This is a genomic window from Desulfobacula sp., assembly GCF_030145145.1.
GTDB lineage: Bacteria > Desulfobacterota > Desulfobacteria > Desulfobacterales > Desulfobacteraceae > Desulfobacula.
The window spans coordinates 1-11,233 of record NZ_JAQYWD010000077.1 but is presented as its reverse complement, the minus strand read 5'-3'; the positions used below and the strand labels follow the sequence as shown (position 1 = coordinate 11,233).

At 41.8% G+C, this 11,233-nt stretch carries 11 protein-coding genes; 7 read left to right on the top strand and 4 right to left on the bottom strand.

Translation table 11 applies throughout. The features are described 5' to 3' along the window. The 4 genes from Q1Q15_RS25100 to Q1Q15_RS25085 form a co-directional block, all read right to left on the bottom strand. Positions 1–903, bottom strand: a 903-nt coding sequence (locus tag Q1Q15_RS25100; RefSeq protein ID WP_300465471.1) for a tyrosine-type recombinase/integrase, incomplete at its 3' end; no start/stop codon positions are given. Next, positions 890–1,780 (bottom strand): tyrosine-type recombinase/integrase, encoded by an 891-nt coding sequence (locus tag Q1Q15_RS25095; protein ID WP_300465469.1) that lies wholly within the window; start codon positions 1,778–1,780, stop codon positions 890–892. The genes Q1Q15_RS25095 and Q1Q15_RS25100, both read right to left, overlap by 14 nt. Beyond that, positions 1,767–2,252 carry a hypothetical protein gene (locus tag Q1Q15_RS25090; RefSeq protein WP_300465467.1) on the bottom strand — a complete coding sequence of 162 codons (486 nt, stop codon included), beginning with the start codon at positions 2,250–2,252 and terminating at the stop codon, positions 1,767–1,769. Before Q1Q15_RS25090 ends, Q1Q15_RS25095 begins: the two co-directional genes overlap by 14 nt. A 34-nt stretch (positions 2,253–2,286) precedes the next feature. Then, positions 2,287–2,904, bottom strand: coding sequence for a hypothetical protein (locus Q1Q15_RS25085; protein WP_300465465.1), 618 nt, complete (start codon positions 2,902–2,904; stop codon positions 2,287–2,289). 45 nt (positions 2,905–2,949) lie between these two features. On the opposite strand from Q1Q15_RS25085, the gene Q1Q15_RS25080 reads away from it, so the two are divergent. The 7 genes from Q1Q15_RS25080 (at position 2,950) to Q1Q15_RS25050 (ending at position 10,856) form a co-directional block, all read left to right on the top strand. Continuing rightward, complete coding sequence (locus Q1Q15_RS25080; protein WP_300465463.1) at positions 2,950–3,357, top strand: tetratricopeptide repeat protein; 408 nt, start codon at positions 2,950–2,952, stop codon at positions 3,355–3,357. A 274-nt stretch (positions 3,358–3,631) separates the two neighbouring features. Beyond that, the gene (locus tag Q1Q15_RS25075; RefSeq protein ID WP_300465461.1) at positions 3,632–5,287 is read left to right on the top strand and encodes a PAS domain-containing sensor histidine kinase; all 1,656 of its coding nucleotides are present in this window, start codon (positions 3,632–3,634) and stop codon (positions 5,285–5,287) included. Between the two features lie 13 nt (positions 5,288–5,300). Continuing rightward, on the top strand, positions 5,301–6,656 hold the full coding sequence (locus Q1Q15_RS25070; RefSeq protein WP_300465458.1) for a sigma-54 dependent transcriptional regulator: 1,356 nt from the start codon (positions 5,301–5,303) through the stop codon (positions 6,654–6,656). A 287-nt stretch (positions 6,657–6,943) separates the two neighbouring features. After that, entirely contained in the window at positions 6,944–7,390 is a 447-nt protein-coding gene (locus tag Q1Q15_RS25065) for a hypothetical protein (protein WP_300465456.1), read from the top strand. A 22-nt stretch (positions 7,391–7,412) separates the two neighbouring features. Then, positions 7,413–8,573 (top strand): NAD(P) transhydrogenase subunit alpha, encoded by a 1,161-nt coding sequence (locus Q1Q15_RS25060; protein ID WP_300465454.1) that lies wholly within the window; start codon positions 7,413–7,415, stop codon positions 8,571–8,573. A gap of 22 nt (positions 8,574–8,595) precedes the next feature. After that, positions 8,596–8,895: an NAD(P) transhydrogenase subunit alpha gene (locus Q1Q15_RS25055; protein WP_300465452.1), complete on the top strand. Its 300-nt coding sequence runs from the start codon at positions 8,596–8,598 to the stop codon at positions 8,893–8,895. Beyond that, positions 8,892–10,856, top strand: a complete 1,965-nt coding sequence (locus Q1Q15_RS25050) for an NAD(P)(+) transhydrogenase (Re/Si-specific) subunit beta (protein ID WP_300465450.1) — start codon at positions 8,892–8,894, stop codon at positions 10,854–10,856. Before Q1Q15_RS25055 ends, Q1Q15_RS25050 begins: the two co-directional genes overlap by 4 nt. Positions 10,857–11,233: the final 377 nt, after the last annotated feature.

Below are 11,233 nucleotides of genomic sequence, written 5' to 3'. Positions count from 1 at the left end.
GTATTTGGTTGTATATTTGTACTCGCTGTGTCCCATGTAAACTGCCAGCACCGGCAGTGCATTTTGAGGGGATTTGCCCTGTTGTTTAATACGTTTCAGGGTATTCACAGCAAAAGAATGACGAAGACTGTGATGAGTGGGTGCACAAAAAATTGTGGAACCAATTATTTTTCTGGGGTAATCAAAATGGATCAGTTTAATGGCCCGTTTAAACCGCCGATTCAAAGACATCCATGAAAAGCCATTTTGATACTTGTTTGCCAATAATAAAGGATTGTCCTCTTCATAAAGGAACAATCGACGAACATTTAACAGGTTGTTGATTTCACAGGCCACGGCTTCCGGTATGGGGATCAGTCGGTCTTTCTTAAACTTTGTTTTTTCAATATAGATTGTCCTTTCATCAGCCCTGTAATTGGTTTTCAACAGATTACGCGTCTCTGATATTCTAAGCCCGCATCGGGCCATCAACAAAAAGGCGAGATAAGCACTAAAATCAGCCAGATAGAATGCTTCTGTTGTTCGTATCTGCTTTATTATGGCATTCAGGAGCAAATTTGTTTCTTCTGGAGAGAATATAAAAGGAATAATCTGGTTTTCCTTTAATTCAGAAATTTCCAGCAATGGATTATCATGGATCAGATCTTTTCGTAGAAGGTAATTAAAAAACATTTTGATCAGTCTAAAACTCATATTTATGGATCTTTTCTCATGATTAAGATCCGCCCTGAACCTGATAAAAAACAACGGATCAAAGGATGCCCAAGTCGCATTTTTTTTAATCACATATTGATCAAGCAGTCGAAGACTGTAAACTATCATAGTTGCTGAATACCCCAACTGCAGACGATATTCGATAAACGCTTCCATTTGTTCGGCCAAAAAGCTATTAAAGCGTTTCATCAAGGATAACCTCCCGCATCAGATTGATATGAACGCTCAGATACTTTTTGGTTGATTCTATACTTTTATGGCCCATCATCTCTTTGATTTCAAAAATTGATGCGCCGGACTCCAATAGATTCTGGGCATATGAATGACGCAGCCAGTAAATGCTTGCCGCAAGATTATTATCATGCATTAATTCTCGGGTATCACGGGAGATATCAGTTTTGGTTGCCGGTTTATAAGGTGGTATCAGTTGTAAAAACAAGACTCGTGACTTGCTTTCAGGCCTTCCGCCGACGATATAGGCGGTGATTGCTCTGATGGTGTTGTTCGGAAGCGGGAGATGAGCCGGGCTATGGTTTTTCCTGGACTGGATAAAGATTTCTTTCTGCCTAAACGAGATATCATTCAGGGTGATCAAGCTGATTTCTTTCGGCCTCAGCCCCAAATAATACACCAGGTGCATCACAGCATAAGTACGCAGATCTTTTACATCAGAAAGAACCAAACTGTTAAACAGTTGCTGGACTTCTTTGGGGCGTAAAAATTTCGGTGGTTTTGACCGTGCAAACTCAGGTGGACTTACCACTAAAGGGGCAAGGTCTTTTTTGATGTCTCCTTCCTGATATAGATACGCTAAAAATTTACGCAGATGTGACCTATACGTTCTACTTGTTCCGGTAGCATAATTTTTATTATAATGCGCTAAAAAGTGGTCGATCTGTTCGATGGATATTTTACAAAGATGAATATTAAATTTTTGAAGATAGGTATTAAAGCTGGACAGTACTCTTCTCATCCCCTGAACGGTATATTTGCTGCGAACCTGAGCTTTATAACAGCTCAGATATTGCTCGAACTCTTCTGGTAATATATTCTCAGTTGTTGTCATGGTTTCTTCCTAAAGACTGTTTGATAAGCTGATGGATCGTTGCCGGATCCTGCTGCGCCATCTCTTTTGGACTGGTCAGTGCCGCAGGGGAAGGCAGACCATTCTTTTGGGGAAGAGATAAGACTTGAAAAAGCCGTCCGTCAAATGCGATCAGGTCCTGGTCGATCAAAAAGTCCCTGGCAAGGATGTATTCATCAACACAGATGCTCAGAAGCATACAGATTTTATCATAGCTGTAATAGGACAAGCCATTGCGGTCCGCCACCATAACCAGAAACAGATACAATAACAACTGGTGATGATCAAGGCTTGCCCAAAACCCATCGCGCAGGAACCGATGCTCGATAAAAGCAAAGCTGCCTGAGATTTTTCTGATGCGATAAGGGGCGATGGGTCTTTTTTCAATAGGCGTGCGAAGACCGTATTTAGGCATTGATCCCATGTTTTTAAGTCCGTCTTGTTTCATTTTCATGGCATTGCCTCCTTAAACTGGTGTTAAAGGCAATTTACCCTTTTTTATAAGGTGGATCAGTCCCTGTCTTGTGTTGGAAATGGTTTTTTTTAACCTTTTTTGTCCTGGGATGAGGGCCAAACCCTAAAGGCGGCGGTAAAATATCCAGATAAGAACTGGCGAGTGTTCGAAGCCGGGGTAAAACCAATTCGATCCCCAAAACGGATCGAAAGGATGAAACAGTCGGTTGGCAATCCCCCAGTGACGCAACAAGGTCGATCAGCATCATTAAGGTGATACGGGTAAGAAACAATCGTCTTCGCATCCATCGCAGAGCGCCTGGAAGGTTGATATCCAACCGGATATTTTCAGCTGCTGCTTCCTGACTCGGAGCGCTCTCCATTTGATTGATAACTTCTTCGACTTCAATCAATGTTCCGGGCATTCTTGAGCATAAGCAATCGGGCAGCAGACTGAAGGTTACACTGCCATCCGGGCAGTACCACCTGGCGATCTTCACCCCATCTGGAAATTTTCTGGCATAGGTGCCATGTCTGGCAAATCTACACCCGCCTTTTGGATGCAATGGACAGTGAGTCAGTTTGGCATCTTCCCATGCTTTCTGATCTATGTATTGATCAACAGCAAGATTTGTGGCGTATCGAAGTTGCACAATCTTTTCCTTGCCGTAAGATTCAAAATATGAAACATCTTCTTTATGGCAAAGATTGGTCGCAATACACCATGCCCTTGCGGCAGTGGTAAAAAATATAAAAAATGCTGTCTGCTGTTGCAGGGGGGTGCAACCCAACCCAAGCCTCAGTCAACAAAATTCATACCAGTTTATACAGAATTGGACCAGCTTTCAAATAGCGTGATGGATCTTATCAAACAGAATAAACTAGACGAGGCAGAAGCTGTATCAAGACAACTGTTGAATGAATATCCTGATCAGATTGATGGGTTTGAACGGCTGGGGCAGGTCTATGAAGCCCGGGGAAAGAAGCAGATAGCTGCTGAGTATTATCAAAAGGCTGCAGATTTTGCCAAAACCATGCCGGGATTTGATGAACAAAGCGTTGAGCATTACCTGTCAAAAGCTAAAAAAATGGAAGAAAAGAAGTAAAAGAATTAAAACCAAAGAAAATCAATGTCTTAAAAATTCACTAGAAGAAAAAAAACTGGCGACAAAACATACTCGCAACACAAATAGACAATATAATTGTTTAATAGCTATCATGAAGCAGTATTTTTTTCTTAAAGTTTTTTCCAATTAATCGACTCATATCTTGAAAAATTTTTAGTATTTGATTTAAAAAACATATTTTTTTAGTGGTAGTTGATATAAAAATAGACTGAGCTCACTTTGAAGGGTTGAATTATTTGAAAAGGGTTTAAAAATGAATTTTGAAAGACTCAGGACTTTCCTTATTTTGGCATTTATGACGGTTTCACTGGTTCCCCTGGCCTCTCTGGGATACAAAGTTATTTCCCAGGGAGAAACACTGATCAAAGAAAAATCATCCTCATACTTACAGGGGTTGTCCATGAGAAATGCTGAATCAATAAAAGAGTTCATGATAGAAAGAGCAAACGATCTGAATACACTCTCCAATACTATTTGTATTCTTGACTTTAATGCCCTGGGGCTGAAAACCCATTTTGAACAAACCAGGGCACAATACCGCCCCTATCTTGGTTTTTTTGTACTGGATAGTTCCGGAACACTTGTTTTCTCAAATCTGAATGTTCCATTTGATCCTGTACTATTGCATGCTGTTGGGGAATCGACAAATGCAGGGGTGGGTACAGGTGTTAATGATGTTTTTATGTTTACCATGGACCAGGAGCAAATACCGACCCTTCTGAGCTGCATATCAATACTGTCAGGCGCTAAAGAAAATTGCGGGCATTTGTGTGCCTTGATTGATTTCAGGTTTATTGGCTCTTTGTTAAGGAAAAGCAATATTGAAGCGACAGGAGAAGCCTATCTGGTAGACAAAAAAGGTAGGTTTTTGTCTACATCACGATTTGGGGCAAAAGCGCTCAACAATAATATTTCTATGAATTTTATTGTTGAAAACAAGCAAGGGCCTTATGAAACAATCGACTATAGAGGAGAACGGGTATTACAGGCATATCAAAAAGTTGATGTGTTTCCGTGGTATGTTATTGCAGATCAGGATATGGGGGAAATTTTAAACCGCATCAAGGCTCTGGGAAGGGAGGCTCTGATTTATGGCGTGCTGACAGCCATGGTTGTTTTTGGACTTGCCTTTTTTATATCAACGCTAATCGTAAATATTTTGAAAGCTAAATATCAGTATGAAAAAGAACTTGAGTTTCAAATTATTCAAAAAGAGAAACTTGCATCCCTTGGTCTCCTTACCTCCGGGATCGCCCATGAATTAAACACACCACTTGCCAACGCGTTACTCTATACCCAGATTGCCCAGGAAGAACTCACTGAGGCTGGGATCGAAAATTCAATCATTCAGCAAAGGCTTTCCACAGTGGTCGATGAAGTCAGGCAGGGAAGCCAAATAATAAGAAATCTTCTTGATTTTTCCCGTCACAACCAAAACGATGCACAAACGACGGATGTCAATAAAATCCTCATAAAAATGATGCGTATCGCAGGACCCCATTGCGCATCGAACAAAATTACAATAGAACAAGAACTTGAAAATGGTATGCCGAATATAAGAACTGATGCAAGCACCCTGCAGGCCATAGTGACCAATCTTGTTGCAAATGCCAGTGAAGCCATGCCGGATGGCGGAATATTAAAATTAAAAACGCGCTATGTACCGGTTTTAAAAATAATAAAAATTGAAATTACAGATTCCGGACCAGGAATTCCCAAGGATAAACTTATCAAAATATTCACCCCGTTTTTTACAACGAAAAAGCAGGGGAAAGGAACAGGACTTGGCCTTTTTGTTAGCCATGAGATGGCAAGAAAACTGGGGGGGGATATCAAAGTAATCAGTTCAACCGGAGATGATGCAATGAATTCGGGTACCGTGTTCACGGTTGAATTGCCAATCGAATAATTTTGGAGATCCTATGAAAGGATACAAGATTTTAATTGTTGAAGATGATGAAAAAATGAATCAGGGATTGCTGCATGTTATCTCAAAAGAGGGATATGCTGCACAATCAGTTGATTGCGGTGAAAAAGCCCTTGAAGAAATCAAGAATATCCAATTTGACTTGATCATATCAGATTTCAAGCTTCCAGGTATTAGCGGAATGGAACTACTGAAAGCCACAAAGAAGTATGATGTCAATATTTTGTTTGTTATGATTACAGCCTACGGTACGGTTGACACAGCAGTTTCTGCCATGAAACAAGGTGCTGAAGATTATATTTTAAAGCCTTTTGACATGGAGGAACTCAGGGTTGTTGTTAAAAAAAACCTTGAAAAACGGGAATTGTTTTTAAACAATCTTCGTTTGCAGCAGCAGCTTGAGAAAAAATATACCTTTGACAACATCATTGGAACCAGTGAAGCCATGATGCGGGTGTTTAAAACCATTAACACTGTCAAAGACTCAAAGACAACCATCCTTATCCAAGGAGAAACCGGCACGGGAAAAGAACTGGTTGCCAGAGCCATACACTTTAACAGTGACAAGGCTTCAAAACCCTATCTTCCGGTCAACTGCGCAGCTCTCAATGAAAACATTCTGGCAAGTGAATTGTTTGGCCATGTAAAAGGAGCGTTTACCGGTGCAATCGCGAATAAAGCAGGTCTTTTTGAGGCTGCAAACGGAGGGACCATCTTTCTTGATGAAATCGGGGATATCGGACCGGGCCTTCAGCAGACATTTCTCAGAGCCTTGGAAAACGGAGAGATACAACCGGTAGGTTCCTTCGAGCGGAAAACAGTTTCTGTAAGAATTATTGCCGCAACAAACAAAAATCTTGAAACCAAGGTTGAGCAAGGCAGTTTCAGACAGGATCTCTACTATCGGTTGAATGTTGTTATGATTGATCTGCCGCCCTTAAGAGAACGCAGAGGAGATATCGGAATACTGGCTCACCATTTTTTAAAACAATATTCAACTCAAAATAATAAAAACATAAAAAGGATATCCAAAGAGGCCTTCCAACTGTTGGAACATTATGACTGGCCGGGAAATGTCAGGGAACTTGAAAATATAATTGAACGGGCAACGCTTTTTGAAACGAGTCCGGAAATCACACCGGGCAGTCTTCCCCCGGTTTTGACAAAGCCTCCTGCTGTTTCAGACCATGACCTTGTGTCCAAGGATGTAAAATCTCTGGAACAATTGAGTAAAAAGCATATCATTAAAGTTCTGGAGATGACCGCTCAAAATAAAACACAGGCATCAAAATTATTGGGTATTGATCGATCCACCCTGTGGCGTATAATGAATCGTTTGAACATGAACTAAAATTATAATGATCTAATTCAAATAGATCTCTTCTTAACATGGTGCAAAACGCAACGATTGTTGCGCTTTGCACCATGTTGGTTTCCGGCTAAAAATCGTAACAAATCCATATCATACGCATTTACAGATGGTTATACATTGTTTCGTTCAATGGCACACGCTTTGCTCTTGCAGCTTTCCTAGGGATCAAGCCCGCTGACATCATTTTTTAGCAACAGCGTTTAAACCGTATCCTGTTTTTTAGTGTGGCATTGCCAAATAATTGTTTTTTTTAAACGGAGGAAGATATGGATAAAAAATATGTTTTTGGAAATTTGACTGACTGGGGACTTGTTCTGGAACAATTGGAGCAATTGTCAGAGAGCCGGGAGCTTGGCAAGTATCAGGATGAACTGATCCGTCTGCTTCGATTTGATCAGAACTGGCGCCTGCGTGAAGCTGCAATTGAATCTTTGCCCTTTGTAGAGAACCCAGGCCTTGATATCGCAAGGGAAGTCACTTCGTTAATAAAGCGCAAGGACCTTTATTATGATGTCAGGATACTGGCGACAGAAGGTCTTGAAAAACTGGCCCCAACAATTGTTAAAAACAAGGCCTTTGACAAAGACATTTTAAAACAATTCATCCAGAAAATTGTGGCAGAAATGGATGATTTACTTGCCTCACCTGAACCACCGAAATTTCATAATGCATTAGAAAACGCAAGGGTTCAGTTCAATAAAATTCAAGCTTAAATTTAAATATAGGAGTCTAACCATGTTGATTGGAATACCAAAAGAAATAATGCACAAGGAAAACAGGGTTGCAGCACTTCCGGAAACTGTTGAAAAATTTAAAAAACTGGGATTTGAGGTGATTGTTGAAACAAAGGCCGGAGCAGGGGCCTTTACAGATGATGAGGCCTATCAGAAAGCCGGGGCTATAATCGCAAGGGATGCCGCCGAGGTTTTCGACACATCAGATCTTATCTTGAAAGTAAAGGAACCCATGTTCAACCATCTGTTCAACAAGCATGAGATCGATATGCTCAAAGAAAACCAGATGCTGATCACTTTTCTGCATCCGGCAGCCCCTTCAAATCATGGGGACGTGAAAAAATTGCAAAACAAAAAGATTACGGCATTTACAATGGACGGTATCCCCAGAATTTCAAGGGCCCAGCGCATGGATCCATTAACATCCATGAGCGCCATAACCGGCTATAAAGCGATCATTATCGCGGCGGCAAATTTTCCAAAATTCATTCCCATGATCGGTACCTCCATTGGAATGATAAAACCCGCCAATATCCTCGTCATCGGCACCGGTGTTGTCGGCCTTCAGGCAATTGCAACCGGAAAAAGACTGGGGGGTGTTGTAAAAGCGATTGATATCCGGCCGGATGCAAAAAAAGAAGCTGAGAGCTTAGGGGTCAAAGTGGTGGGGTTTGATATTCCATCAGAACTTACCGTTGGCGAAGGTGGCTATGCCAAAGCACTGCCGGATGAATGGGTTGAAAAAGAAAGACAGGCTTTGGCACCATTGGTTGCAGAATCTGATATCATTGTTCTCTGTGCCCTTGTCCCGGGAGAGGTTGCCCCGCATTTGATCACTAAAGCCATGGTTGAAACTATGAAGCCCGGGTCTGTTATTATTGACGTGTCCATTGACCAGGGAGGAAACTGTGAAATAACAGACCCGGGCGAAGAATTAGTTCATCAGGGTGTCTATATTTGCGGGATTAAAAACATACCCGGATCACTGCCGGTTCATTCTTCCTGGCTCTATGCCAATAATCTGTATTATTTTGTTGAAAACCTGTTTAAAAAAGGGGCCGACAACCTTGACATGACCGATGAAATCATCAAAGGTGCCCTTGTTACCCACAAAGGCAAACTTTATCATCAAGGCACTCTCAAGGCCATGGGAAATCAGTAAAAAACTTTCAGGGACTAAACCAATGACAAACCTTTTATTAATGATTGGCATTTTTCTGTTTTCCTTTGTGGTGGGATATTTTTTGATTTCCCGAATACCCACATTGCTTCACACACCGTTAATGTCCATGACAAATGCTATCTCCGCCGTAACCATACTGGGTGTTTTGATTCTTTTTTCCGTTGCTTCAACCCGAACCGAGCAGATTATAGGATCCATAGCTTTTGTCATGGCCGCTTTTAATCTTGTGGGTGGATTTGCGATTACCGACAGAATGTTACGGCTGTTTAAGAAAAAAGAAACAGGCGGGGGGGCTCCATGACTGAATCATATGCTGCCTTGAACTTGGTTTTGGATTTTTGTGTCATCGCCATCCTCATACTGGGAATCTGGCTGTTCCACTGGCCCCACAGGGCAAAATTTGGTAACCTTACAGCAGCTTTTGCCTTAGCCTGTGCGGCTGGGTTGGTTCTGTATCGGAATGGAACCATGTACTCCAATATAATACTTTTATCCCTTGTGGTCGGTTCCGGAGCAGGATTTTGGGTGGCCAAAAGGATCACGATGATTCAGATTCCGGCAATGGTTGCCTTTCAGCATGGTGCCGGGGGAGTCGCCGCTTTTCTTCTTTCCTTTGCCGAATTGATCCGGGGATCTCAACACCTTGGAATGGTAAATGAAATTTCTGGTCTCCTAGGCCTTGCCATCGGATCATTGACTTTCAGCGGCAGCATGATTGCCGGTGGGAAACTGTCAAACAGGCTTGGACAGACCCCTCGAATACTTCCGAGACACACATGGCTTTTGATGATAAATCTTATCGGCATTATTATGCTGATCATTGTATCGGTGGTTGGGCTCTTGGAAAGCCGGATATTCTTATATATTCTCATTATTTTTATGTCGGTTCTGTTCGGTGTTATTTTTTCCATTCGTATTGGCGGGGCTGATATGCCGGTTTTGATCTCATTTTTAAATGCCACAGCAGGTGTGGCAGCAGCATTTTGCGGCATGATTATCGAAAATAAGCTGTTGATTTCCTGCGGCGCCACTGTGGCAGCGTCGGGATCAATCCTCACCCACGTCATGTGCAAGGCCATGAACCGAAGTCTTTATAGAGTTTTTGTCCCTGGCCAGGACATTTCACCCAAAAACAAAATTTCCTCGCAAGATACAACCGATACACAGATTATCGCACCAAAAAATAATTTTCAAACAGCACTTGAATATGCACGGGAGGCAAAAAAGGTCATTATAATTCCGGGGTATGGAATGGCTGTGGCACAGGCACAATTTGCCGTGATCCAACTTTCCAACATCATGCTTGATATGGGGAAGGATGTTAAGTTTGCCATTCACCCGGTAGCCGGAAGAATGCCGGGACACATGAATGTTCTTCTGGCCGAAGCCGGTATTGACTATGACTTGCTAAAAGAAATGGATGAAATAAACCCGGATTTTTCAAAGACAGATTTGTCTTTGGTCATAGGCGCTTGCGATGTGGTTAATCCTGCTGCCATAGAAGTTGACGGATCTCCTATCTCCGGTATGCCGATCCTGCATGCCCATAAATCAAGGCATGTCGTGTGTTGCAACTTGGACGACAAACCCGGATATTCGGGAGTTAAAAATCCCTTGTATGAAAATGAAAACACAATATTGCTGCTTGGAAATGCAAAAGAAACGATTGAACGATTGGTTGAAACTTTTCCCCAGGTAACGCCTGATATGGAAGAATATTCATCTTTAAATCAGACAGACCAGAAAAATCCCTTGGAGTTAGCCACTGCCACGCTTTTGTCCGCCCAAAAGATCATCATTGTACCCGGGTATGGTATGGCACTGGCACAGGCACAGTTCAAAGTGGTTCAGCTGGCTTCAATGCTTGAATCACTGGGTACGGATGTGAAGTTCGCCATTCACCCGGTAGCCGGAAGAATGCCCGGTCACATGAATGTTCTTCTGGCTGAAGCCGATGTCGATTATGACAAACTTTACGAGATGGATGAAATTAATCCTGAATTTTCACAAACAGATGTAGTCATCGTTTTTGGTGCCTGTGACGTGGTGAATCCATCAGCAATGGATACCCCGGGTACTCCTATCTCTGGAATGCCGATACTGATGGCCCATGATGCAAAAAGAATACTCGTTTGTAATTTTGATGCAAACCCGGGTTATTCCGGAGTGGAGAACACTTTATATAAGGATCAAAAAACGATTATGTTGATAGGTGATGCAGCATCAACGGCAAATAATTTGATTGAAGCAATTAAATCATAAAATTTGGTCTTAATAAATCAAACCCCATCCTTTTTTCGGCCCGAATCAGCTGGGAATCAATGGAGTCTACATCAGAAGTAAAGAGGAAATAGATGAAAAACAGCAAACAGGAAAAAAAGTCTACAACATCAAAAACATACTATTGTCCACATTGCCAGAAACCGTTGATGAAAGGTGATGTGAAAAGATTAAATATGGCTTGCCCCTATTGTCATAAATTAATTGATGCAAAAGGGGATGAACTTTTAAACCAGGGGACTGCACGCATTTCCTGATGATTCAGTTTATAGAGTATTGGTTTTGTATGAAAAAGGGGTATCAGATGTCAATTACTTTGTCCGGTTCGCGTCAATTATCTTGGCCGGTTTTTTTATATT